The organism is Prevotella koreensis (genome assembly GCF_003977605.1).
Taxonomy (GTDB): Bacteria; Bacteroidota; Bacteroidia; order Bacteroidales; family Bacteroidaceae; genus Prevotella; species Prevotella koreensis.
In genome coordinates, this window is sequence record NZ_RYYU01000001.1 from 2,270,091 (window position 1) to 2,294,250 (window position 24,160).

21 protein-coding genes and 2 pseudogenes are annotated in these 24,160 nt (G+C 46.2%); 13 read left to right on the forward strand and 10 right to left on the reverse strand.

What is annotated here, in order from left to right; translation table 11 throughout:
* Positions 1 to 170: 170 nt before the first annotated feature.
* Positions 171 to 440 (reverse strand): 30S ribosomal protein S15, encoded by a 270-nt coding sequence (rpsO, locus tag EHV08_RS09720; protein WP_126679091.1) that lies wholly within the window; start codon positions 438 to 440, stop codon positions 171 to 173.
* 81 nt (positions 441 to 521) lie between these two features.
* Positions 522 to 3,029, reverse strand: a complete 2,508-nt coding sequence (locus EHV08_RS09725; protein WP_126679092.1) for a YfhO family protein — start codon at positions 3,027 to 3,029, stop codon at positions 522 to 524.
* 111 nt (positions 3,030 to 3,140) lie between these two features.
* Between EHV08_RS09725 and EHV08_RS09730 the strand changes: the two genes are divergently transcribed.
* Positions 3,141 to 3,836, forward strand: a complete 696-nt coding sequence (locus tag EHV08_RS09730; protein WP_126679093.1) for a 5'-methylthioadenosine/adenosylhomocysteine nucleosidase — start codon at positions 3,141 to 3,143, stop codon at positions 3,834 to 3,836.
* Positions 3,837 to 3,970: 134 nt separating this feature from the next.
* On the forward strand, positions 3,971 to 4,450 hold the full coding sequence (locus tag EHV08_RS09735; RefSeq protein WP_126679094.1) for an S-ribosylhomocysteine lyase: 480 nt from the start codon (positions 3,971 to 3,973) through the stop codon (positions 4,448 to 4,450).
* Here the strand turns inward: EHV08_RS09735 and EHV08_RS09740 are convergent.
* From EHV08_RS09740 to EHV08_RS09750, 3 genes are all read right to left on the reverse strand, one after another.
* Positions 4,434 to 5,858 carry an MATE family efflux transporter gene (locus EHV08_RS09740; protein WP_126679095.1) on the reverse strand — a complete coding sequence of 475 codons (1,425 nt, stop codon included), beginning with the start codon at positions 5,856 to 5,858 and terminating at the stop codon, positions 4,434 to 4,436. The two genes, EHV08_RS09735 and EHV08_RS09740, sit on opposite strands and share 17 nt — an antisense overlap.
* A gap of 80 nt (positions 5,859 to 5,938) precedes the next feature.
* A complete protein-coding gene (typA, locus tag EHV08_RS09745) occupies positions 5,939 to 7,789 on the reverse strand; it encodes a translational GTPase TypA (protein WP_126679096.1) in 1,851 nt (616 codons plus the stop codon).
* A 239-nt stretch (positions 7,790 to 8,028) separates the two neighbouring features.
* Positions 8,029 to 8,463, reverse strand: coding sequence for an NUDIX domain-containing protein (locus EHV08_RS09750; protein WP_126679097.1), 435 nt, complete (start codon positions 8,461 to 8,463; stop codon positions 8,029 to 8,031).
* 204 nt (positions 8,464 to 8,667) lie between these two features.
* Between EHV08_RS09750 and EHV08_RS09755 the strand changes: the two genes are divergently transcribed.
* Together EHV08_RS09755 and EHV08_RS09760 are read left to right on the forward strand one after the other, a co-directional pair.
* On the forward strand, positions 8,668 to 9,519 hold the full coding sequence (locus EHV08_RS09755) for a GSCFA domain-containing protein (protein WP_126679098.1): 852 nt from the start codon (positions 8,668 to 8,670) through the stop codon (positions 9,517 to 9,519).
* Positions 9,520 to 9,541: 22 nt separating this feature from the next.
* A complete protein-coding gene (locus EHV08_RS09760; protein ID WP_126679099.1) occupies positions 9,542 to 11,950 on the forward strand; it encodes a bifunctional UDP-N-acetylmuramoyl-tripeptide:D-alanyl-D-alanine ligase/alanine racemase in 2,409 nt (802 codons plus the stop codon).
* A 119-nt stretch (positions 11,951 to 12,069) separates the two neighbouring features.
* On the opposite strand, the gene EHV08_RS09765 is transcribed toward EHV08_RS09760, so the two are convergent.
* From EHV08_RS09765 to EHV08_RS09775, 3 genes are read right to left on the reverse strand one after another with little or no spacing between them, the layout of a single operon-like run.
* On the reverse strand, positions 12,070 to 12,351 hold the full coding sequence (locus EHV08_RS09765) for a DUF4834 family protein (RefSeq protein ID WP_126679100.1): 282 nt from the start codon (positions 12,349 to 12,351) through the stop codon (positions 12,070 to 12,072).
* 6 nt (positions 12,352 to 12,357) lie between these two features.
* Entirely contained in the window at positions 12,358 to 13,083 is a 726-nt protein-coding gene (locus tag EHV08_RS09770) for a CDP-alcohol phosphatidyltransferase family protein (protein WP_126679101.1), read from the reverse strand.
* A 5-nt stretch (positions 13,084 to 13,088) separates the two neighbouring features.
* Entirely contained in the window at positions 13,089 to 13,775 is a 687-nt protein-coding gene (locus EHV08_RS09775; RefSeq protein ID WP_126679102.1) for a phosphatidylserine decarboxylase family protein, read from the reverse strand.
* A 140-nt stretch (positions 13,776 to 13,915) separates the two neighbouring features.
* On the opposite strand from EHV08_RS09775, the gene dnaE reads away from it, so the two are divergent.
* From dnaE to EHV08_RS11740, 9 genes and pseudogenes are all read left to right on the forward strand, one after another.
* Positions 13,916 to 17,626 (forward strand): DNA polymerase III subunit alpha, encoded by a 3,711-nt coding sequence (dnaE, locus tag EHV08_RS09780; RefSeq protein WP_126679103.1) that lies wholly within the window; start codon positions 13,916 to 13,918, stop codon positions 17,624 to 17,626.
* 124 nt (positions 17,627 to 17,750) lie between these two features.
* The gene (trxA, locus tag EHV08_RS09785; protein WP_126679104.1) at positions 17,751 to 18,065 is read left to right on the forward strand and encodes a thioredoxin; all 315 of its coding nucleotides are present in this window, start codon (positions 17,751 to 17,753) and stop codon (positions 18,063 to 18,065) included.
* A 17-nt stretch (positions 18,066 to 18,082) separates the two neighbouring features.
* Positions 18,083 to 18,262, forward strand: a pseudogene (locus tag EHV08_RS09790) (helix-turn-helix domain-containing protein); the annotation flags it as partial.
* A gap of 207 nt (positions 18,263 to 18,469) precedes the next feature.
* Positions 18,470 to 18,853, forward strand: a complete 384-nt coding sequence (locus EHV08_RS09795) for a VOC family protein (RefSeq protein ID WP_126679105.1) — start codon at positions 18,470 to 18,472, stop codon at positions 18,851 to 18,853.
* 98 nt (positions 18,854 to 18,951) lie between these two features.
* Positions 18,952 to 19,359: an HU family DNA-binding protein gene (locus EHV08_RS09800; protein WP_126679106.1), complete on the forward strand. Its 408-nt coding sequence runs from the start codon at positions 18,952 to 18,954 to the stop codon at positions 19,357 to 19,359.
* Positions 19,360 to 19,665: 306 nt separating this feature from the next.
* Positions 19,666 to 20,535 (forward strand): DNA damage-inducible protein D, encoded by an 870-nt coding sequence (gene dinD, locus EHV08_RS09805; RefSeq protein ID WP_126679107.1) that lies wholly within the window; start codon positions 19,666 to 19,668, stop codon positions 20,533 to 20,535.
* 6 nt (positions 20,536 to 20,541) lie between these two features.
* Positions 20,542 to 21,048, forward strand: a complete 507-nt coding sequence (locus EHV08_RS09810; protein WP_126679108.1) for a hypothetical protein — start codon at positions 20,542 to 20,544, stop codon at positions 21,046 to 21,048.
* Positions 21,049 to 21,069: 21 nt separating this feature from the next.
* Entirely contained in the window at positions 21,070 to 21,882 is an 813-nt protein-coding gene (locus tag EHV08_RS09815) for a class I SAM-dependent methyltransferase (protein ID WP_126679109.1), read from the forward strand.
* A gap of 17 nt (positions 21,883 to 21,899) precedes the next feature.
* A pseudogene (locus EHV08_RS11740) lies at positions 21,900 to 22,121 on the forward strand (IS982 family transposase); the annotation flags it as partial.
* Between the two features lie 26 nt (positions 22,122 to 22,147).
* On the opposite strand, the gene tsaE reads toward EHV08_RS11740, so the two are convergent.
* Entirely contained in the window at positions 22,148 to 22,558 is a 411-nt protein-coding gene (gene tsaE, locus EHV08_RS09825; RefSeq protein ID WP_126679110.1) for a tRNA (adenosine(37)-N6)-threonylcarbamoyltransferase complex ATPase subunit type 1 TsaE, read from the reverse strand.
* 28 nt (positions 22,559 to 22,586) lie between these two features.
* Complete coding sequence (gene porX, locus EHV08_RS09830) at positions 22,587 to 24,155, reverse strand: T9SS response regulator signal transducer PorX (RefSeq protein ID WP_126679111.1); 1,569 nt, start codon at positions 24,153 to 24,155, stop codon at positions 22,587 to 22,589.
* Between the last annotated feature and the right edge of the window lie 5 nt (positions 24,156 to 24,160).

Below are 24,160 nucleotides of genomic sequence, written 5' to 3' on the forward strand. Positions count from 1 at the left end.
TAAGCACATTTTTGTCATATAAGCCGTTTTATAGAATACTCAAAAACATTGGCGTGAATTGTGTGGTAGTGAAACGTGAGTTATATGTGAACATGAAATAAAAAATTCCCGCTTTTCGTAATGAAAAGCGGGTTTTTTCTTGAAGCCTTTGGCGTGATTGCCATTTGTGATTATCGGCGCAGACCAAGTTTTTTTACGATAGCGCGATAGCGCTCGATGTCACGATCTTTAAGATAATCAAGCAATGCACGACGCTTACCTACCATTTTCATGAGTGAACGTTCGGTAGTATGATCTTTACGGTTTTTCTTCAAGTGCTCCGTCAGATGGGAAATACGGTATGAAAACAGTGCTACCTGGCTCTCGGGTGAACCGGTGTCAGTGTTGGACGTTCCGTATTGTCCAAAGATCTCTTGTTTTTTGGCTTTGTCTAAATACATAGCGAATTGATGTGAATTAATTAATTGTAACTTTAAAATCGGCTGCAAAGGTACGGCTTTTTATCAGAACCGCCAAACTTTTCAGCCTTTTATTTCTTTTGCTCTGCGTTTTTTCCATTCGAAGAATACTCCGGCGGCGATTGTAGCAAATAGCAGTAGGTATGCGATATACGCCACCGTCTCGGTATTATCGACCGATTTCGGGTAGAACATCATCTCCACCTTATGGCTTCCGGCCGGCATTTGTATGCCTCTGAGCACATAGTCAACTCTTCCCACTTCGGCAGGATTGCCGTCGATTGTTGCCGTCCAGCCCGGATAGTAAACTTCTGAGAATACCACGATGCCACCTGTTGACGATTTTACGTCATACGTAAGATGGTTCGGTTTGTATGATGTCAGTGTCACTGTTGCCTCTCCGGTCTGTTGTTTCGACTGTCCGAGCGTTTGCTCGAATTTCTTGTCGGCCACAGCCTCATGTCGTAGCATCGTCTTTCCTATGGCATCAAGTTCGCTGTTCGCATTATCAACATACTTTACCTTGTCCACGAACCAACCGTTGCCATATCCGTATGGGTTCTTGATTGGCGCGGTCTGTCCGCCTTGCAGTGGCAGTATGAAATAGCGTGTGTTCAGCATGTTGAGTACCGGGAACAGACTGTCGCCGTTCAGTTTGGTCATGTCGCCCATTGCATCGGCAATGGCAGGTGCTGTAACGGTCATCTGAGGAGCGATGTAACTCTCTATAAGTTCCTGATAGCGGCGCAGTTTCGCGGGATGATAGCCACCAATGCTCTTATGATAGTAAGATGTATTGTTCTCGTTGAAAGTGTTCGTGGCAAAGTTCAGAACACGGAAATTGCCCATTGATGTTTTGTCTCCGAGTATCTGCTCGTCGGTCTGTGTCATTTCTATCGGTGCCTCACGTTCTGCCGCACTTACGAACATATCGTCGTTAAGGTAACGTTTGTCAATCTGCCAAAGGTCGATAAGGCAGAGTGCGAGCATCGAGAAAATCATTACCGTGGCATTAAGTTTCTTAGCCTTGAACAGCAACAGCAGCAATGTTCCTACCACAATGATGAAGAACGAACGCCAGCAGTCGGCCGTGAACATGGCTTGCCTCATCTCTCTGATGTTTGGAAGCAGCGAGTTAAGCACTTCGGAAGGGAAGTGTGCGAGTGCCTTCATCTCCGTAGATGATATGAAGTCGCTGAAGAACATCGTCGGAGCAATGGCGAAAAGCATGCACACGCCGGCAGTAAGACCGAAACTTGCATACACAAACTTTATTTTTGTTGTCAACAATTCCGGTTCGTCAACGACTTTCTTCAGTGCCAACATTGCCAGCAACGGAATGGTGAACTCGGCTATTACGAGTATCGAGGCCACCGTTCGGAATTTGGAATACATTGGGAAATAGTCGATGAAGAAATTGGTCAGCGGCATGAAATTATGTCCCCACGACAGTAATATCGAGAGAATCGTGGTCGCCAAGAGAGCCCATTTGACAGGTCCTTTCACTATGAAAAGTCCCAATACGAACAGCATCAGCACGAAAGCACCGACATAAACAGGGCCACTCGTGCCCGGTTGCTCGCCCCAGTATTGTCCCATCTGATTGTATAGTTCGGCATATTCCGGATTTGCTTTCGCCATAACCGTTTCGTTCTGCGACATCGGTATGCTTGCCCCGCCTTTGGTGTTGGGTATGAGCAATGTCCATGTCTCGCCTATGCCGTAACTCCATTGCGTGATATATTCGCGTCCGAGACCACTGTCGGTCTGGTCGGCAGACTGTCCCTTGGCTAGTTCGGTCTTTCCTCTCATCGATTCTTTTTGGTACTGCCACGTGTGGTAAAGGTTCGATAGGTTTATCGCGACACCTATTGCCGCACCGGCAAGACACACCGCCGTGGCTTTCAAGAATCGTTTTTGCTGCTTCTGCCGTATGGCTTCCACGAGGAATGCTATTACGAGGAATGCTATTATGAACAGATAATAATATGTCATCTGCACATGGTTTGCTTTTACCTCAAAAGCCGTGAATATCGCGGTCAGAATGAATCCCCATAGCAGTTTCCCCCGATATGCAAGCACCACGCCGGCAATCATAGGAGGCAGGTAGGCCAATGCCATGACTTTCCACAGGTGTCCGGCGGCGATTATTATAAGGAAATAACTGCTGAAGGCCCATATCACGGCACCGAGCGCAGCCATCCACTGTCGAAAATCGAAAGCACGCAGCAAAATATAGAACCCTAACAGGTATGAGAAAATCAGCCAAACGTTTTCAGGCAGCCAAAGATGATAAGTGTTGATTGCAAGGTTCAGTCCGTCGGTACTGCTGTACGATGGTGCAATCTGATAGGTTGGCATGCCACCGAAAGCCGAGTTTGTCCAGCGCGAATGTTCGCCGGTCTGCTCGTAATACTCCGTCAGTTCGTGTCCGAGCCCCTTACCGGCCGACGAGTCGTGGCGGTAGAGAATCCTTCCCTCAATGTCTGCCGGGAAGAAATATGCAAACGAGATAATCGAAAACAGTGCCAGGACAATCAGGTCGGGCAGGTATTTTTTCAGGGTTTTCATTACTGTGTTCTATTGATGTATGTCTTTTCAGACCGCAAAATTAAATAATTTTTCCGAGATAATGGCTTGATAGACGAAAAAATAAGTAACTTTGCAGAAAACTTTTGCATAATGAGAATAGGTATTATCGTGGCAATGGAGAAAGAATTGCGACAGTTGCGCGGTCTTCTCGAAGGGGAAAGGGTAGAAAAGAAAGGTCAGCGGGAGTTTTACCTCGGCACCATCGGCAGCAACGAAATCATCATGGAACAGTGCGGAATAGGCAAGGTGAACTCTGCCGTTGGTGCTGCCGAAATGATTGATAAGTTCGCTCCCGAACTTGTTGTCTCTACGGGTGTGGCCGGTGGAGCATCGACCGACCTTAATATAACAGAGGTTGTAGTGGCTCGTGAGTGTGTCTATCACGATGCTTACTGCGGTAAGGACTGCGAGTTCGGACAGTTGATGGGGATGCCCGAAAGATATCTCTCTCCGACAGAATTGATAGACAAGGCACTGTCTTTGAACGATTTGAAGATAGGTTTACCGCAGATACATGCAGGATTGACTGTCAGTGGCGATTGGTTTGTTGACTCGAAAGAGAAGATGAGCAGTATTCTCGACCGATTTCCGGAGGCAATGGCGGTGGATATGGAGAGTTGTTCGATAGCGCAGACATGCCATATATATGGTGTGCCGTTCATCTCTTTCCGTATTATCAGCGATATTCCGCTGAAAGATGTGGATGCAGCGATGTATTTCAACTTCTGGGAACGTCTTGCAAAAGGCTCGTTCGGAGTGACCAAAGCATTCCTTGAGCACATCTGATAAAAATAGTATAATGTGTAAATTCGCCTGTTTTGCAAACCAAATTGGGCGAAATTGAAAAGCAAAATCGCCCAATTTGAAATGCAATTTCGGCGATTTTGGTTGATGATATAAATTGTTTGACAAATTTTAATATGGAAAAAATACCTTCATTCACCATAAATCATGAATGTCTGCTGCGCGGAATATATGTCAGCAGAAAAGATAATGTAGGCGGAGAGACCGTCACCACGTTTGATATACGCATGAAAGAACCCAACCGTGAACCGGTGTTGCACAATGGTGCGATACATACTATCGAACATCTTGCCGCAACCTTTCTTCGCAACGATGAACAATGGAAAGACCGAATTGTGTATTGGGGGCCTATGGGATGCCTCACAGGCAACTATTTACTGATGAAAGGCGACCTCGATTCGCGTGATATTCTCGACCTCATGCGCCGCACTTTCCGATTCATAGCCGACTATGAGGGCGACATTCCGGGTGCATCTCCACGCGATTGTGGCAACTGGCTGATGCAGGACTTGCCGATGGCACGCTACGAGGCACGCAAATATCTTGAGGAAGTATTGGAAAAGGCAACAGATGAGAATCTTACTTATCCCGAATAGGGAAAATGCGATGTATTATTCTTGGGAATAGTGCAGTTTGTATCACTCCGCGAACGAAGAGATAGCACAGGAATGCGAGCCATAGTCCGTGGTTGCCCAGCGTTTTTACGGAAATGAAATAGACCGCGAAAAAGACAACCGTGGCAAGAAACATCGACTGAAGCATCTGGCGGGCGGCGGTGAGGCCGATGAATATTCCGTCCCAGATGAATGCCGCAACACTACAGAAGGGCACGAGATAAGCCCACCATATATATATCGTTGAGGCCTCCACAACCGATGGCTCATCTGTAAGAATCATAAGAAAACGCTTTCCACCAACGATATATACCAATGTGAATATCGCTGCGGTCATAGTTCCCCAAAAGAAAGTGCGACGGACGGTGGTGCGCAATGCAGTGCTGTCGCCTGCACCAAGAAACTTTCCGCTCATTGCTTCTCCGGCATTGGCAAAACCGTCCATTACGTAACTCACGAGAAGATAGAGTTGCATGAGTAGCGTATTGACGGCAAGTTTTATCTCACCCTGCCAAGAACCTGCGCTCGTGAAGAATGTAATTACGCTCACTATGCACAGAGTGCGAAAGAAAATGTCGCGATTGAGCACGAAGAAGCGGCGGTAGGTTATTATTGTGGAGCGTGGAGCGTTGAGCGTTGTTTCTACGCTTCGTTTTGAAAGCGTTTCCTGTCCGAGTAGGGCGGAGGGTTGGGTGTTGAGAGTTGGGGATAAATAATGTTTTAAGGGAAGCAATTTTTCGATAATCCTTTCTTTGTGGAAATATTTGCGATGACATAGTAATACTCCCATTAGGAAACCACACCATTGCGCGATTAACGTGCCTGTGGCAACGCCTTCTATACGCATTCCGATACCAAAGACCAGTATGAGCGACACAAGAATATTGACAATGTTTTGCGTTATGGCAATAGACATTGGTATTCGGGAGTTCTGCATGCCGATGAGCCATCCGTTCAAGGCAAACAGTCCGAGTGTGGCAGGTGCTCCCCAGATACATATATTAAAATAGGTAACGGTCATACGGCGCACCTCATCGCCGGGTTGCATTATCAGCAGGCCGAGTTCGCGGAGCGGAATCTGTAACAAAAGCAATGTCGCGGCAATAGAAAAGGCGATTGCAAGACTGCGCACAAGCATGCGTATAATGTTATCGGTGTCGTTGCGCCCTAACGATTGCGATGTCAGTCCGCTTGTGCCCATCCTAAGAAAAGAAAAAATCCAGTAGATGATGTTGAATAACATTCCGCCCAATGCTATTGCACCGATGTAGGAAGCGGCACCAAGATGCCCCGTTATGGCGACATCTACGAGTCCTAACAACGGAACAGTGATGTTGCTAATGATGCTTGGAACGGCAATATCAAGAATTTGTCTGTCTGTCTTTTTCATGCTAATCGGCGTTGCGAAGATGCTGAAAGAATAAATCCCCGAGAGCCTTTCTCGCTCTTGGGGATTTCCTTTTATATTGGTTAAGTCTCTTTCATGGCTTTCTTTCTCTGGTCATGGTCGAGTATGGTTTTGCGCATACGTATCGACTGCGGAGTTACTTCTACATACTCGTCGCCCTTGATGTACTCGAGACATTCCTCAAGACTCATCACCGTCTTCGGTATTACGCGAGCCTTCTCGTCGCTTCCTGATGCACGCACATTGGTGAGTTGCTTTGTCTTTGTAACGTTTATGACGAGGTCGTTGTCGTGAACATGCTCTCCAACAACCTGTCCCGCATACACGTCTTCGCCCGGATCGATGAAGAACTTACCGCGGTCTTGCAGTTTGTCTATCGAGTAAGCCACTGCCGTTCCTGTCTCCATTGCTATCATCGAACCATTGATGCGGCGCGTTATCTCGCCCTTGAACGGTTGATATTCCTTAAATCTGTGTGCCATTATAGCCTCTCCCTGACTTGCGGTGAGTACGTTGGTGCGCAGTCCGATGATACCTCTTGATGGTATGTCGAACTCGATGTTCACACGTTCGCCCTGACTTTCCATCGATGTCATTTCTCCTTTGCGCTTCGTCACCATGTCTATCATCTTTGATGCGAACTCTTCCGGCACGTTGATTGTCAGTTCTTCTATCGGTTCGCAGCGTGTGGTTGTTGCCTTTGCATCTGTCGTTTCAATCCACTTTTTGCCGTCGTTCATCATCTCCTTGTATATTACCTGCGGCTGACCAACTTCCAGTTCGTAGCCCTCGCGGCGCATTGTTTCGATGAGAACAGACAGGTGCAGCACTCCGCGTCCGCTGACAATCCATGAGTCTGTGGAATCTTCGTAAGGTTCAACTCGCAGTGCGAGGTTCTTCTCCAATTCCTTTTGCAGACGGTCGTTGACGTGTCTTGATGTGCAGAACTTACCTTCTTTTCCGAAGAATGGCGAGTCGTTGATTGTGAACAGCATCGACATGGTTGGTTCGTCTATTGCGATTGTTGGCAGAGCCTCCGGACTTTCGTAGTCGCATATAGTGTCCCCAATCTCGAAATTCTCAAGTCCTATCACCGCGCAAATGTCTCCCGATTCCACGGAATCGGTCTTTACGTGTGTCATTCCTTCGAATGTGTGCAGTTCCTTTATTCGTGTTTTCTCCAATGTTCCGTCGCGATGTGATATGGTGATGTTCATTCCGCCGGTCAGTGTTCCGCGGTGAACGCGTCCCACTGCGATGCGTCCGGTGTATGAAGAGTAGTCGAGGCTGGTTATCAACATCTGCGGAGTGCCTTCGAGTTGATGCGGTGCGGGAATCACCTCCACAATCTTGTCGAGCAGATATGTTATGTCATCGGTGGGTTGCGAGTAATCTTCGCCCATCCAACCGTTCTTTGCCGAGCCATAAACAACGGGGAAATCGAGTTGGTCTTCGTTGGCATTGAGTGCGAACATTAGGTCGAACACCATTTCATATACTTCTTCTGGGCGGCAGTTAGGTTTATCCACCTTGTTGACAACAACAATTGGTTTCAGTCCTATTTCCAATGCTTTTTGCAGCACGAAGCGTGTCTGTGGCATCGGCCCTTCAAAGGCATCGACGAGCAATATACATCCGTCTGCCATATTGAGTACGCGTTCCACCTCTCCTCCGAAGTCAGAGTGACCCGGAGTGTCGATAATGTTGATTTTTGTTCCTTTATAGTTTATCGAAACGTTTTTCGATAGAATTGTTATCCCTCTTTCGCGTTCAAGATCGTTGCTGTCAAGTACTTGGTTGCTCAGGTTCTGTCCTTCACGGAACAGGTGGCCTGCGAGCATCATTTTATCTACGAGTGTTGTCTTTCCGTGGTCAACGTGAGCGATAATCGCAATGTTCCTAATGTCCTGCATTCTTATAATTCTCTTTTAATAGGGTGCAAAGTTAGTGCAAATCGAATACAATACAAAATAAATCCCATTTATTTTTATTGTTGAGATGCCGCCTAACTTCACGGATGTTAAATGTAAAGTTAGTGCAAATCGAATACAATACAAAATAAATCCCATTTATTTTTATTTTTGAGATGCCGCCTAACTTTATGTGTAAAGTATGTGTAGTTAGTGCAAACAGAAGACTGAACGAAATGAAATCATTTATTTTTGTTCAACATCCCGATTGCTGCTGACAGTATTTCGGAATGGTCGAAAGCGAGCGTGGGAAGGTTGTCGAGTGTGAACCATTCGGCTTGTTTGGCATCGTCTTGTCCTACCGCTTTCACAGGATTATCGATAACGGTATAGAACGCTATTGTTATGACACGCTCGCGTGGGTCGCGGTCAACTTTAGAGTAAGCCCCTACCTGCGTGACCTCTTTCACGTCTATTCCTGTCTCCTCTTTCAGTTCTCTGATAGCCGCTTCTTCTGCACTTTCGTCTATGTTCATAAATCCCCCCGGCAGTGCCCACATGTCTTTGCATGGCTCACTTCCGCGCTTTATCAGAAGCACTTGTGTCTTTTCGTTCTGACATGCGAACACTATGCAGTCGGCTGTGACAGCAGGGTGCGGATATTTATATGTGTACATGACTTCTGTTCTTATTTCTTTGCAAAGGTAATACTTTTATATTAAACGACTTGTATCATTGTGAAAATAAATCGGTTTCTTTTTGTAATTCGCTCGATTGGCACTGATTTTACGTCCTACGTCCGTGAAATTAGGCTGCATCTCAACAATAAAAATAAATGATATTTATTTTGTATTGTATTCGATTTGCACTAATTTTGTGGCATGGAATTTAGGACAGAGGTGAGAATTGATGGTCCGACATGGAAAATCGGACCATGTGAGAGCGTTTTTTTTGTTGGCAGTTGCTTTGCCGACAATATCGGCATGCGTTTCAAGGAGGAGGGTTTCCCTGTGGTGGTGAATCCCTACGGCACGATGTATAATCCCGCGAGCGTGTTGCATACGGTGGAGAGATATTTGTCTGAAGCCGCCGATAGAAAACAGGAAAGGATAGACACGTGTTTTATTACGCTGGGGACAAACCGTATATATATATTGAAAGAGACGGGAGAAATCGTGGATAACTGCCGGAAACGTCCACAAAAACTTTTTGAAGAACGTGAACTGACGGTGGATGAGTGCGCATGCTACTTGAAAAAAGCAGTAGAAATTTTGCACCGCAATAACCCCGACATACACATAGTGTTCACCGTAAGTCCCATAAGATACCGCAAATACGGCTACCATGAGAGTCGATTGGCAAAGGCAACATTGCTTCTTGCAACACGCGATGTGATAGATAATGCCAATTCTCGACTATTCTATTTCCCTGCATACGAAATTCAGAATGACGAACTTAGGGATTATCGTTTCTACGAGCAAGACATGATTCACCCTTCCGGACAGGCTGTGGAATACATCTGGGAACGACTTGTGGAGAGTTGTTTCTCGCCGGAAACGAAGCATTATCTTGACGAATGGCGACCGTTGAAAGAGGCTATTGGGCATCGGCCGTTCAATTCGGAGAGTGAGGAATATCGTCTGTTCATGCAAAAAACGAGGGAGAAAATCACTGCCTTTTCAGAAAAATATCCTAATTTTGCACTCGTAACAGAGGACGATAAACCTCTTTAGACGAACATAACACCACGAGGATATGTATTCGATAGACAAAATCACAACACTGATATGCGCCGAACGATACGGAAATAAGGATGCAAGCATAGGTTGGTTGCTCACCGATAGCCGTAGCCTGAGATTTCCTGAAGCAACTTTGTTTTTCGCTATAAAGACGGAAAGGAACGACGGAAGGAAATACATTGAGGATCTTTACCGAAGCGGAGTGCGCAACTTCGTGGTAGAGAAACTTCCTGATAGTCACGTAGAAAAATATCCAGAAGCCAATTTCTTGCTCGTCACTTCAACGCTGAAAGCACTGCAACGTCTTGCCAAGCGACATCGCGACGAATTCAACATTCCGGTGGTGGGTATCACGGGAAGCAATGGGAAAACGGTGGTAAAGGAATGGCTATATCAATTGCTGATGCCGACCCGGGTGGTGACACGCAGTCCGCGCTCATACAATTCGCAGATAGGCGTGCCGCTGTCAGTGTGGCTTCTCGATGAAAGAACAGAGATAGGAGTCTTTGAGGCAGGAATAAGTATGCCGGGAGAGATGCCGTCACTCGGTGAGATAATACGTCCAACGATAGGTGTTATAACAAATATCGGACAGGCACATCAAGAGAATTTTGCGACGAAAGACGAGAAATGCCGTGAGAAACTGTCGCTATTCCGTGATGCGGAGGTGGTGTTCTATAATGCAGAAGACGAGACTATACATAATAATATATGTATGCTGAATTGCAAGACCGTGCCGTTCAGACCATACCAAGGCGATATGCCTTTCATAGACCGTGCATCGAAAGAGAACGCCGGAGCATGTGCCGCGGTTGCCGCTTACTTAGGACTGACGGACGAACAGATAGCCGAAGGCATGAAAAGAATAGAACCGGTGGCAATGCGTCTTGAAGTGAAACAAGGGCAGCATGGGTGTATTATTATAAACGATTCGTATAACTCAGACATCAATTCGCTTGATATTGCGCTCGATTTCATGCAGCGACGACAGGACGTTTCGAGTTCTGTCAATTCTCTTACTGCCACATCAAAACTTCCGCATACACTGATTTTGAGCGATATTTATCAAAGTGGAATGTCGGCCGAAGTGCTGTATCGTGAGGTCTCCAATCTCGCAAAGGAGCGCGGAGTGAAAAAGATTATAGGTATAGGAGAGGAAATATCATCGCAGAAAGATGTAATAGACATCAACGAAAAGTATTTTTTCAATACCACGGAGGAGTTTCTTGGTTCAGAAACATTAAACGGTTTGCACGACGAGATGATACTCATCAAGGGAGCAAGGCGTTTCTCTTTCGACCATATCACAGAACGATTGGAGCAGAAAGTGCATGAAACGATTCTCGAAGTGAATCTCAATGCCGTTGTGGAAAATCTGAATTATTTCCGCTCTTTCCTGCGACCGGAAACGAAAATAGCGTGCATGATAAAGGCCGATGGATACGGAAGCGGTGCCGTAGAGGTGGCAAAGACGCTGCAAGACCATCACGTGGATTATCTTGCCGTTGCCGTTGCCGACGAGGGAGTGACGCTACGCAAGGCCGGAATAACGGGCAACATTATGATAATGAATCCTGAGACAACGGCTTTCAAGACCATGTTCGACCACGGATTGGAACCGGAGGTTTATTCCTTCAGACTGCTCGAAGAACTTATCAGTGCTGCGCGTAAAGAGGGAATCACCGGCTATCCGGTGCATATAAAACTTGATACCGGTATGCATAGGCTCGGATTTAATCCGCATGAGGATATGCCGCGACTTATCGAACGCCTGAAACATCAGGTTGCATTGACCCCACGCTCGGTGTTCAGTCATTTCGTTGGAGCCGACAGCGACGATTTCGACCGCTTCTCCGACATGCAATTCAGAGTTTTCGATGAGGCAAGTCGTCTGTTGCAAGAGGCTTTCCCGCATAAGATATTGCGACATATAGACAACTCGGCAGGCATTGAGCATTTCCCCGAACGACAACTCGATATGTGTCGTTTGGGACTCGGACTGTATGGAGTGGATAGTCGTGACAATCGCATACTTAACAATGTGTGTACGCTGAAGACCACTATATTGCAGATGAGGCATGTCCCTAAGGACGAGACCGTTGGGTATAGCCGACGCGGGGTGCTCTCTCGCGACAGTGTAATCGCCGCCATTCCGATAGGATATGCCGACGGACTGAATCGTCATTTGGGGCGTGGGCGTTGCTATTGTTTGGTGAACGGAAAGCGTGCGCCGTATGTAGGGAACATCTGTATGGATGTTGCGATGATTGATGTCACGGATATTGACTGTCATGAAGGCGACATCGTGGAGATATTCGGCGACAATCTGCCTGTCACAGTGCTTAGTGATGCACTCGACACGATACCATACGAGGTGCTCACAGGCATAAGCAATCGTGTTAAGCGTGTTTATTTCCAAGATTGATACGACATAAAATCCTTGTCAGATTATGGCAAGAAGGGAGAGATTTTGTATTCTCTCTTCATGATATTATTGTATGTCTTTTACGTGTTTTGTGACAAGACTACCATAAAACACCGCCTTTATTCTTTCTCGTCAACCTCGGTGAATTCTACATATTCTCCGTCATCGTGCTTGAATATCTTGCGGTTTGCCTGTTCGGGAGTACGTGCGTCAATCACACCATTGCGGTTTCCGTAGGTGTTGCGATTGTTTCTTCGCTCTTCTTGATGCCCTTTGTTTTGGGCTTTGCCGAACATGTTGGCAATATTCTTTATTCTTCTATAAAACCAGAAGAATACCAACGCGATGGTAACAATGGTTATCAAGCCTATTATAAATATGAGTTTTAAAAAAGATGCCATTATTTTTTACTTCCTTTCCTGTTTATCTTTGTGAAGCGACACAATGAATGAAAGCACCACATACCATGCTATTATTACAGAGAATCCGAACAGTCCGAGAAAGCCGAGCAATGGAATACATGTCAATACGAAGATGTATTTCACCTCATTGCCGCGCCAACCCATCTGCTTGAACTTGAGAGCGAACATCGGCAGTTCGGCTATCAGCAACCAGCATGACAGCAATATCATGGGGAGGATTACCGATACCGCCCAGTCACTGCGTTCGAGCATCGATCCCATTCCCACAATCAGCGAACCCCAGAACAAGGCATTGGCCGGTGTCGGCAGGCCTATGAACCCCATTGACTGACGCTCATCGAGATTGAACTTGGCAAGTCTGAGAGCCGAGAATGCCGCTATCAGAAATGCCGTGTATGGCAATATCGGGCGTAGCGGTTCAAGCATTGTGGGGTAGTTAAGATTAGAGAGCAGTGTGAATACCATTGTTGCGGGTGCCATTCCGAAAGTAATGTCGTCGGCAAGTGAGTCGAGTTCCTTGCCTATTGGCGAACTCACCCCAAGCAGACGTGCCGACATACCATCGAAGAAATCGAACACCGCGCCAATGATTATGAACAGCAGAGCCATCTTATGGTCTCCGCCGAAAGCATATAACGTGGCAATGCAACCACTGATGAGGTTGCAGCACGTTATGGAATTGGGAATGTTTCGAATTATGATGTTTGCCATTATTCTTAGAGACGTGCAATTACGGTTTGGTCGCCGGTGGTTGCTTGGTTCATCTTTACACAGACCTTGCAGTCCGACGGCAGGAAAACATCAACGCGCGAACCGAGTTTGATGAATCCCAGATGCTCGTCGATGTAACATTCTTCACCTTCTTTGGCGTATGTCACGATACGTCGTGCCATGGCACCGGCAATCTGTCTCACCAGCACTTCGCGACCGTCTTCCATTTCTATCATGGTGTCGGCGTGCTCGTTCTCTTCGCTTGCCTTAGGCAGCCAAGCCTTGTGGAAATTGCCACTGAAATGCTTCACGAACTTAACCCGCCCATCAACCGGAAACCAGTTGGCATGAACGTTGAGCGGACTCATGAAGATACTTATCATCATGCGCTTTTCGTGGAAATATGTATTTTCCTCAATCTCTTCTATAACCACAATTTTACCATCGGCAGGAGCCACAACTATGCCTTCCGTATCTTCTTCGAAGAAACGCTTCGGACAGCGATAGAAGTTCACAACCACGAGATATAATGCGCCTGCAACGGCTGTGAAACCCCAAAATGGTATCTTATTGTCGAACAACCTCCATAAAATTACGGCCAAGGCAATGATAACAAAACTTCCGTAGAGCAATGTGCCTGTGCCTTCACGGTGTAGTCTGACGTTCTTGATTTTTCTTATTCTTTTTCCCATAATTGCATATATGCGTATAAATGCGGGTGCAAAGGTACTAAATATTATTGATAAGCAGTAATATTTCAGTGTTTTTTGTTTGGCAGAATGGATAAAAAGACGTAACTTTGACGCTCTAAACACTAAAGGGGCAAGACTACATGAGCGACTTCATACATCTGCACGTACATACTTACTACTCTATCCTTGACGGACAGTCGAAGATTAAGGACTTGGTTGACAAGGCCATAGCCGACGGACAGCGAGGCATGGCGATAACCGACCATGGCGATATGTTCGGCATAAAAGAGTTTCACGACTACGTGAATGGGATTAACAAGGGACGCAAGAAGGAAGGCCTTGAACCTTTCAAGCCTATCTTCGGCTGCGAGATGTATGTGGCAAGAGGAGAAAACAAGGAAAGCAAGTCGCTCGATATTGACCGTGGTGGCTACCACCTTATTGTGCTCGCAAAGAACGAGAACGGATACAAGAACCTTATAAAACTTGTCAGCAACGCGTGGATAGACGGTTATTACTATCGCCCGAGAACCGACCGTGCCGAACTCGAACGCTATCATGAAGACCTCATTGTGTGCTCGGCATGCATCGCGGGAGAAGTGCCTGCAAAGGTGTTGCGCAATGATATAGCCGGAGCACGCGAAGCGATAGAGTGGCACAAGCGGGTATTCGGCGACGACTATTATCTGGAGTTACAGCGTCATGAGGTGAAAGACCCATCGATAAGGGCTAACCGCGAGACGTTCCCACTACAGCAAAAGGCGAACAAAGTGCTGATGGAACTTGCACAAGAGTATGGCATCAAGGTGGTTTGCACTAACGATGCACATTTCGTTGACAAGGAAAATGCCGAGGCACACGACCACCTTCTGTGCCTCTCCACAGGCAAAGACATCGACGACCCCACGCGAATGCTTTACTCAAAACAGGAATGGTTCAAGACGAGAGAAGAAATGGAAGAGGTCTTCTCGGACATTCCGGAGGCTATGGCGAACACCATAGAGATATTGGATAAGGTGGAAATATACAACCTTGACAATGACCCTATAATGCCGTTCTTCCCGATTCCCGAATCATTCGGTACGGAGGAGATGTGGAGAGAGAAGTTTACCGAGCAACAACTCTACGATGAATTTACGTCGGATGAGAACGGTGAGAACCTTTTGTCGCCTGAAGATGGCAAGAAAAAAATTGAGAAACTCGGAGGGTATGACAAACTATACCGCATAAAGTTTGAGGCAGACTATCTGGCAAAACTTGCCTACGAGGGAGCAAAAACACGCTATGGCAACCCGATACCCGATGACGTTGTAGAGCGAGTTAAGTTCGAATTGCACATAATGAAGACCATGGGTTTCCCCGGATACTTCCTCATAGTGCAAGACTTTATCAACTCGGCACGCAACGAACTCGACGTGATGGTGGGGCCGGGACGTGGCTCTGCGGCAGGAAGCGTGGTGGCATATTGCCTCGGAATAACGAAGATAGACCCCCTGAAATACGACCTTCTTTTTGAGCGTTTCCTGAATCCTGACCGCATTTCGCTGCCCGATATTGATACCGATTTCGATGATGACGGCAGGGCAAGGGTGCTGAAGTGGGTGATGGATAAGTACGGCCACGAGAACTGTGCGCACATTATTACATACAGTTCCATGGCGACAAAAAACTCCATCAAGGACGTGGCGAGGGTGGAGAAAGTGCCGCTAAGCATATCGAATGCACTTTGCAAGGCCATACCGGAACGACTTCCCGACGGTATGAAGATGAACTTGCCGAATGCCATTAAGTGCACACCGGAACTCCGAGAGGCAGAAGTGTCAACAGACAAGAAACTCAGCGACACCATAAAATATGCCAAGATGCTGGAGGGAACGGTGCGCGGAACCGGAATACATGCCTGCGGAATAATAATTTGTCGCGACCCGATAAGCGACCATGTGCCTGTTTCCACGGCCGACGATCCCGACTTCCGTGACTGCAAGACCAACTGCACGCAGTATGACGGACACGTCATCGAAACGACAGGGCTTATAAAAATGGACTTCCTCGGACTGAAAACTCTGTCGGAGTTGAAAGAGGCGGTGGCTAATGTCAAGCAGACAAGAGGCATTGACATCGACCTCGACAACATACCGATGGACGACCCCACCACATATAAGTTATATCAGGAGGGGCGCACGATAGGCACTTTCCAGTTCGAGTCGAGCGGAATGCAGAAATATTTGCGTCAACTAAAGCCCACGGTATTTGAGGATCTCATTGCCATGAACGCCCTCTACCGTCCGGGACCAATGGACTATATACCTTCGTTCATCGCCCGTAAGAGCGGTACGGAGCCTATCACTTACGACATTCCGTGCATGGAGAAATATCTGAAAGATACCTATGGCATCACGGTTTATCAGGAGCAGGTGATGCTTCTATCCCGACAACTGGCCGACTTCACGCGCGGTGAGAGCGATGCTCTGCGCAAAGCGATGGGAAAGAAGAAGAAAAACATCGTCGATGAGATGAAGCCTAAGTTCATTGAAGGCGGCGTGAAGAACGGTCATGACCCGAAAGTGCTGGAGAAAATCTGGGGCGACTGGGAGAAATTCGCTTCCTACGCGTTCAATAAATCACATGCTGCTTGCTACTCGTGGGTGGCATTCCAAACCGCATATCTCAAGGCAAACTATCCCGCAGAGTTCATGGCTGCCATCATGAGCCGGCGCAAGGACGATATTAAGGAAATAACAAAACTGATGGACGAGTGCAAGGCTATGGGCATACATACACTCGGACCTGATGTGAATGAGAGTTATGAGAAGTTCGGTGTCAATAAGAAAGGCGAGATACGTTTTGGCATGGGAGGCGTGAAAGGCATGGGAGAGGCCGCGGCACGAGCAATTATAGAGGAGCGCGAACAGAATGGGGCGTACAAGTCGATATTCGATTTTGCCGAGCGATTGGGCACTAATGTCAACCGCAAGACCTACGAAGTGCTGGCTCTCAGCGGAGGTTTTGACAGTTTCGGAATAAAGCGCGAGCAGTTTTTTGCACCCGGAAGCAAGGGCGAATTGTTCATAGACCTGCTGGTGCGTTATGGCCAGAACTATATGAATGCAAAGCGTGACATGGCGCAATCGTTGTTCGGCGGATTCGACGAGGTAGAGATTACCACGCCGGCAATACCTCAAGCGGAGTCGTGGAGCAACATAGAGCGGCTTAACAAGGAGCGCGAACTGGTGGGAATCTATCTCTCGGCTCACCCGCTCGACGACTATTCCATGGTGCTGAAGAAACTCTGTAACACCCGATGCATGGAACTTGAAAACAAGGAGTCGTTGTTAGACAGGCAGGAACTGACAATCGGTGGTATCGTGACAAACGTCAGAAATCATTTCGACAAGAAAGGCAATCCATGCGGATTTGTCACCATAGAGGATTATGACGGAGCCGGCGAAATGCCTTTCTTCGGCGAGCAATGGGGCAAGTGGAGCGGTATGTTGCAGGTTGGGAGTTCGGTTTATGTCAATGCGAAGTGCTCAAGACCTTTTCAGAATTCAAATTATGTGAGTTTCAATGTCAGCAATATACAACTGATGAGCACGGTAAAGGAGACGCGCGTGGATCATATAACAATCTCGATGAAAGAGTCGGAAATAGACACGCAGAACGTGGACGAACTGTGCAGTGTCATTGATGAATACCCCGGAGACACTGATGTGTATCTGCAAATTCACATTCCGGGCACCGGTGCTCCAATGACATTGCGCTCAAGAAAGAAGCGCGTGGAACTGAACCATGGTTTTATTTCATATCTCGACAGCAACGAATTGTTCGAGTATGACATAGCGACAAAATAACATAACATGCCGCTTCATTCTGCACCGCTGGATATAATCACAAGGCATGCGGTGATAAGTGGCACGATATTTGCATGAATTTTAATCAAAATAATTATTGTTGAACAAATTAACGGAAAAAGAAATGGAAGTTAAAATCACACAAGAGAATTTCGAGAGTTACAAGAATGGCTCGCTGCCATTGGTAATTGACTTTTGGGCAACATGGTGCGGACCGTGCCGTATGATTGCTCCGCTGGTATCACAACTCGCCGAAGAGTTCGATGGAAAAATCGTTGTGTCAAAGTGCGACGTAGAAGAAGCCGACGAAGTGGCTGCCGAATTGGGCATCCGCAACATCCCTACAATAGTGTTCTTCAAGGACGGTAAGGAAGTTGATCGCCATGTTGGCTCTGCTCAAATCAATGTTCTCAGAAAGAAGTTCGAGGCTCTGCTTTAAGCATTTTTTCCAAATTAAAAGTATTCCTCACGGGTAAGGATGTGTGCGAGCGGCTGTATATCAGCCCTCGTACCTTGCAGGACTACCGAGACAGGAAGATTATTCGCTACACGCAATTTGCAGGAAAAATACTCTACAAGGCTTCGGACTTGGAGAAGATGCCGGAGGAGAATTACAAGAGCAGTAGAACAGGATAAAGACAATAAGCGCATATTACTGAATGGACAACGGCACTTGGGCAGAGATACATCTGCTTCAAGTGCTGTTTTTGATAAAATAAAAGTAGATATTTTTCATTTCGATATTAAAAACTCTTAAACTATATATTGTGAACTCTGCCTTTTATTTTATCTTTGCAATTGTAACAGTAGAAAATGATGGAACATTCTCAAAACACATAATTTATGAAAATAAACCATATTGCAATGTATGTATGCGACCTCGAAGGTGCAAGGGATTTCTTCGTGCGATATTTCGGGGCAAAGCCCAATGCCGGCTACCATAATGTACATACAGGTTTCCGCTCTTTCTTCTTGTCTTTCGACGACAATGTACGATTGGAGGTGATGACCAAACCGCAAATGACAGACGGCGAGAAAGAGAGGGACAGAACGGGCTTTATTCACCTTTCCTTCAGCGTGGGAAGTAAAGAACAAGTGGATACGCTAACGGCTCAATTAAAGACAGATGGCTTTGAAGTGGCCGATGGACCAAGAACTACCGGTGATGGTTATTACGAGAGCAGTATTGTGGGCTTTGAGGGTAATTTGATAGAGATTACCGTTTAGTAATCAAATTCTCTTAGCAGAAAGTTCGGATATTATGCCGGCTTCATCGTAAAAATTAGTACCTTTGTAGCATTACTAACCCTTTAATTCTAAGTGATATGATAAAGTACGTAATTCAAGCAAAGAAAAATCCGTTGAATAGGACGGTGAAGTATTATCCACAGGCGGCACCGACCACACCGGTAACGCTGGCACAAATCATAAAGCGGATAGAGAAACGCTCCACCGTGTCGAGTGCTGACGTGAAAGCTGTGTTGGACGCCTTACAGTACGAAGTTATCGAGGCCTTGGAGAACGGCAATACCGTGCGTTTGGGCGACATAGGTTCGTTCCGTCTCACCATCAAGGCGGAGGGCGCGCTAACGGCGGACGAAGCCAAGGGAATGGGAGCGAAACTCATCAAGCAGGTGAACGTGCAGTTTACCAAGAGTACGGTCATGCGTGATTCTTTCGATATCCGAAATCTCGACTTCGGCCCGCAGGAAGATATTGTAAACGCAAAATAGCATGCCGGCAGCATCGTAATGCCTCCACGAAAAGCGTGTTTCCGGCATACGAAAAGGATATTTTCCATGTGTCGGGAACACCGTTTTCAAGGCTTAAAAATGCAGTTTTACAACTCATTGATAATCAATACTTAGCAAAAGGCCAAAATTGTCTTATAAGAGAATTAAAATTGTCTTATAAGACTTTTTGAAAAGTCCTATAAGACAATTTCGAGAGGGTGCACAGCAAGATGGATTTAACTATACTTTTAAAATTGAAATGATTGATAAAATAGTCCAAGCAGAAAATAAAGCAGAAAAAAGACAATGGACAAAAATAGCATATTACAATACAAATCATCGTTCGACAGCATCGTTCGATATATTGAAAGCGACGATGCAAAAGAACAAGTAGAAGTGTGGTTTGCACGCGAACTGCAAACGATATTGGGCTATGCGCGCTGGGAGAACTTTCTCGTTGCCATACGACGGGCAGTAGATTCGTGTAAAGCGCAAGGTATCAACGTTGATGACCATTTTCGTGAGGTCACGAAAATGGTCGAATTAGGTAGTGGAGCCAAGCGAGAAGTATCCGACTTTATGCTTACCCGCTATGCCTGCTACCTCATCGCTCAAAACGGCGACCCAAAGAAAGAAGAAATTGCCTTCGCTCAAAGCTACTTTGCCGTACAAACACGAAAAGCAGAATTAATAGAAGAACGACTAAACCTGCTGTCTCGCTTAGAAACCCGCGATAAATTAAGAATGGCAGAAAAACAATTGTCACAGAACATATACCAGCGAGGCGTTGACGACAAAGGCTTCGGGCGCATACGCTCCAAAGGCGACACAGTTCTCTTCGGGGGACACACCACCGAAGATATGAAGAACCGACTGGGCGTAAAATCCAACAGGCCGTTGGCAGACTTTCTGCCCACACTTACCGTAGCCGCCAAGAACCTTGCTACGGAAATGACCAATTACAACGTAGAAAATAAAGACCTGCAAGGAGAACAGCCCATTACTAAGGAACACATACAGAACAACCAAAGTGTGCGCGATATGTTGGGGCAGCGTGGTATAAAGCCTGAAGAACTTCCACCCGCAGAAGATATTAAGAAACTGGAACGCAAGGTTACGCGAGACGAGAGAAAGATAGAGCAAACTTCGCAAAAACTACCGAAAAATAAGGAATAAAAAGTAATGAGTGAATTTATAACCGCATTGTGTAGCAATGCAAGAAGCGGACGAATTCCCGAAGAATACGATTTCTTTGGTAGTTTGATAGGAGAATGGGTTATTGTGTGGAACGACCATTTAGAGGATGCCAAGCCAAGACGGGTGAAAGGCGAATGGATATTTTCTCGAGTCTTGGAAGGTACGGCAGTGCAAGACCTTTTCATCGTTCCCTCCCGTGTGGAGCGTTTACAAAACAAACAGCCTGATGCCGAATATGGAACGACACTTCGCATTTACAACCCTAAAACGATGGAATGGGATATTTTCTACGGTTGTATGGGCGAGGCTATCCGATTGACAGCTCGTAAGGTTGATGAAGATATCATCCTGACCGAAAACACGACAGAGAAGATGAGATATGTATTCTCCAATATAACTACTTCCTCTTTTCTGTGGAGAAAAGAACGAATAAATGAAAAAGGCGAGTGGCAAACCGTGGCGAAAGTAACGGCAAAAAGGAAAGATGAATAGTAAATCAACAATGAACAAACGATGGAAGATTATTATAAGATAAATAAGGAAGCGTGGAATGCAAGAACAAAGATACACCTGCATTCCTCATTTTACGATTTGGACAAGTTCAAAAGAGAGGTAAAGTCTGTTCCCGACTTGGATTTGTCTTTGCTGGGAGACGTTCGGGGAAAGTCTATTCTCCATCTTCAATGTCATTTCGGTATGGATACGCTTTCCTTATCAAAGATGGGAGCCAATGTTGTGGGGGTAGATTTCTCAGAAGAAGCTATAAAAACAGCGAGGTCGTTGAACGAGGAATTGGAGCTGAATGCACAATTCTGCTGCTGCAACATCTACGATGCACCTGCCGTGCTGCAAGGACAACAGTTTGATATTGTATATACATCTTACGGTGTTGTTAATTGGTTGCCCGACTTAACCCAATGGGGACATGTAATTTCACAAATGCTGAAAGATGCCGGAAAGTTCGTTATAGTGGAATTTCACCCCGTATTATGGATGTTCAATGAAGATTTTTCTCAAGTCCGATATGCTTATTCGCGCAAAGAACCTTACGTTGTGGAAGAAGCAACCTACACAGATTCGGAAAATGACAATCGGCAAAAGACCGTTACGTGGAATCACGGGCTGGCTGTAGTGCTGAATGGTTTGCTCTGTAATGGTTTGCAGATAAAGTCTTTCGGAGAGTATGATTACTCGCCTTTCAACCTATTTGGGAATATGACAGTTGAAAAGAACGGAACGTTCAAAATCGCAGGAAAGAATGGCGAGATACCGATGCTGTTTTCTGTTGTTGCCGTGAAGCATCCGCAAATACATGGTAGCATGTAGTAAGTCCGTAATTCCGTATTATTGATGAGTTTGACAATAATTTGAATGTTGAACTGAGTAAAAAACCTATGTTTACCTTCCTATAATAGCAATGGTAAACGTTGCGGAAATCGTAAGGGACGACTTTCTGAGAGTTATGCTATCATTTCGGGACATATCGTAATTTCAAAGAGTATTACCGGAACTGTATCTGTGGCCGGCTCAGGCATGAATTCCCTGCAGCCGTCTCCTATAACCGTTGAAAATACTTTCATCGTCCAAAGTGTCAGAAAGTGACAAGTCGAGAGCCGTCTTCCGCTTCTTCGATAGTGACCTTTGTGACATCTTCGGGCAGGAGGTCTTCTATCAGTTCCGGCCATTCTATGAAGCACGGATTGCCACTGAAGAAGTATTCTTCATATCCCATGTCATAAACCTCGTCAAGTTTCTTTATGCGGTAAAAGTCGAAGTGGTAGATGGTGGAGTTCCCATCGCCTTCATATTCGTTCACAATGGCGAATGTGGGAGATGTTATAACGTCTTTCACTCCAAGTTCTTCACATATCGCTTTTATGAAAGTGGTCTTTCCTGCACCCATTTTTCCGTAGAATGCGAACACCTTTCCCTGCGGCATATTGTCGATGAACCGGCGCGCCGCACGCGCTATGTCGTCAATATTATTGATTCTTATTTCCATTATTCCTTAAATTCCTTGATTTTTATTATTATAGTTTCCGCTTTCTTCCGCGCAGTGTGACGAACGGTATAATCATCTCCTCCATAGAGATTCCGCCATGCTGGAACGTATCTTTGTAGTAGGATACGTAGTAGTTGTAGTTGTTCGGATATGCGAGGAACGAGTTGCCGGTGGCGAACACGTAAGAGGTGCTGAGGTTGGGAGTCGGAAGTTGTGCCTGACGAGGGTTCTTTATTGTGAACACCTCCTTGGGATTGTAGGCGAGATTCTTGCCTAACTTATACCGCAGATTGGTGTTCGTGTTGCGGTCTCCTATTATTTTCACCGGTCGGTTGACCCTGATACTGCCATGATCGGTTGTCACCAGCACAGTGTGGTCAGACTGTGCGAGTGCTTTCAGCAGTTCTGACATTACCGAATGGCGGAACCAACTTAGCGTTATCGAACGATATGCCGACTCGTTATTGGCAAGTTCGCGCACCATCTTGGATTCCGTACGCGCGTGGCTCAGCATGTCGATGAAATTGATTACCACAATGTTGAGGTCGTTCTGTTTTATCTGATTGAACTGTCCGAGGAATCGTTCGGCAGCCGAAGAGTCGTTTATCTTGTGGTAGGAGAACGTGTCGTGACGGCGGTATCGTTCTATCTGTGTCCTTACAAGAGGTTCCTCGTTGAGGTTCTTGCCCTCTGCCTCGTCTTCATCCACCCACAGATGTGGGAACATTTCGGCAATCTGTGTCGGCATCAAGCCGCTGAAAATGGAGTTGCGGGCATACTGTGTGACAGTGGGAAGAATGCTGAAATAGGTGTCTTCTTCGATGTCGAACATGTCGCCTATTTCCTGAGCGAGCACCCGCCACTGGTCGTAACGGAAGTTGTCAATCACTATCAGAAACACCTTCTCACCCTTTGACAACAACGGGAAAATCTTTTTCCTGAAGATGTCCGGACTCATTGTGGGTCGTTCTACGGTCTGCATGGTCTTCGGATTAACCCATGCGAGATAGTTGTTCTTTATGAACTTGGCGAAACCATTATTGGCTTCTTCTTTCTGCATCTGCAATATCCCGTTCATGTTGGTATCTGTTCCTGTCAGTTCCAGTTCCCAGTGAACGAGTCTCTTGTAAACATTTGTCCAGTCTTCGACCGTGCGACAGTCGGCAATCTGCATCGATATGTCTTGAAAATCTTGCTGATAACCGCTCTGTGTCACCTCCGCCACAATCTCCCTTCGGTGTATGTTTTTCTTCAGTGTGAGCAATATCTGCACCGGATTGACCGGTTTGATGAGATAGTCGGCAATCTTGGAGCCTATGGCTTGGTTCATAATGTCCTCCTCTTCGCTCTTTGTCACCATCACCACAGGTGTTGCCGGCTGTATCTCTTTCAGTTTCTGAAGCGTTTCAAGTCCGCTAAGACCCGGCATCATCTCGTCGAGCAAGATGAGGTCGAATGTGCGCTGGCTGCACTGTTCTATTGCATCGGTTCCGTTTGTGGCCGTAACCACGTCGTAACCTTTCTTTTCTAAGAATATTATATGGGCGCGGAGAAGTTCCATCTCGTCGTCAACCCAAAGCAGAAGTCCGTTACTCATATCTG

Coding starts and splice junctions, on each gene's coding strand:
- rpsO (WP_126679091.1), bottom strand. CDS start 440: ATGTATTTAGACAAAGCCAAAAAACAAGAGATCTTTGGACAATACGGA.
- EHV08_RS09725 (WP_126679092.1), bottom strand. CDS start 3,029: ATGAAAACCCTGAAAAAATACCTGCCCGACCTGATTGTCCTGGCACTG.
- EHV08_RS09730 (WP_126679093.1), top strand. CDS start 3,141: ATGAGAATAGGTATTATCGTGGCAATGGAGAAAGAATTGCGACAGTTG.
- EHV08_RS09735 (WP_126679094.1), top strand. CDS start 3,971: ATGGAAAAAATACCTTCATTCACCATAAATCATGAATGTCTGCTGCGC.
- EHV08_RS09740 (WP_126679095.1), bottom strand. CDS start 5,858: ATGAAAAAGACAGACAGACAAATTCTTGATATTGCCGTTCCAAGCATC.
- typA (WP_126679096.1), bottom strand. CDS start 7,789: ATGCAGGACATTAGGAACATTGCGATTATCGCTCACGTTGACCACGGA.
- EHV08_RS09750 (WP_126679097.1), bottom strand. CDS start 8,463: ATGTACACATATAAATATCCGCACCCTGCTGTCACAGCCGACTGCATA.
- EHV08_RS09755 (WP_126679098.1), top strand. CDS start 8,668: ATGGAATTTAGGACAGAGGTGAGAATTGATGGTCCGACATGGAAAATC.
- EHV08_RS09760 (WP_126679099.1), top strand. CDS start 9,542: ATGTATTCGATAGACAAAATCACAACACTGATATGCGCCGAACGATAC.
- EHV08_RS09765 (WP_126679100.1), bottom strand. CDS start 12,351: ATGGCATCTTTTTTAAAACTCATATTTATAATAGGCTTGATAACCATT.
- EHV08_RS09770 (WP_126679101.1), bottom strand. CDS start 13,083: ATGGCAAACATCATAATTCGAAACATTCCCAATTCCATAACGTGCTGC.
- EHV08_RS09775 (WP_126679102.1), bottom strand. CDS start 13,775: ATGGGAAAAAGAATAAGAAAAATCAAGAACGTCAGACTACACCGTGAA.
- dnaE (WP_126679103.1), top strand. CDS start 13,916: ATGAGCGACTTCATACATCTGCACGTACATACTTACTACTCTATCCTT.
- trxA (WP_126679104.1), top strand. CDS start 17,751: ATGGAAGTTAAAATCACACAAGAGAATTTCGAGAGTTACAAGAATGGC.
- EHV08_RS09795 (WP_126679105.1), top strand. CDS start 18,470: ATGAAAATAAACCATATTGCAATGTATGTATGCGACCTCGAAGGTGCA.
- EHV08_RS09800 (WP_126679106.1), top strand. CDS start 18,952: ATGATAAAGTACGTAATTCAAGCAAAGAAAAATCCGTTGAATAGGACG.
- dinD (WP_126679107.1), top strand. CDS start 19,666: ATGGACAAAAATAGCATATTACAATACAAATCATCGTTCGACAGCATC.
- EHV08_RS09810 (WP_126679108.1), top strand. CDS start 20,542: ATGAGTGAATTTATAACCGCATTGTGTAGCAATGCAAGAAGCGGACGA.
- EHV08_RS09815 (WP_126679109.1), top strand. CDS start 21,070: ATGGAAGATTATTATAAGATAAATAAGGAAGCGTGGAATGCAAGAACA.
- tsaE (WP_126679110.1), bottom strand. CDS start 22,558: ATGGAAATAAGAATCAATAATATTGACGACATAGCGCGTGCGGCGCGC.
- porX (WP_126679111.1), bottom strand. CDS start 24,155: ATGAGTAACGGACTTCTGCTTTGGGTTGACGACGAGATGGAACTTCTC.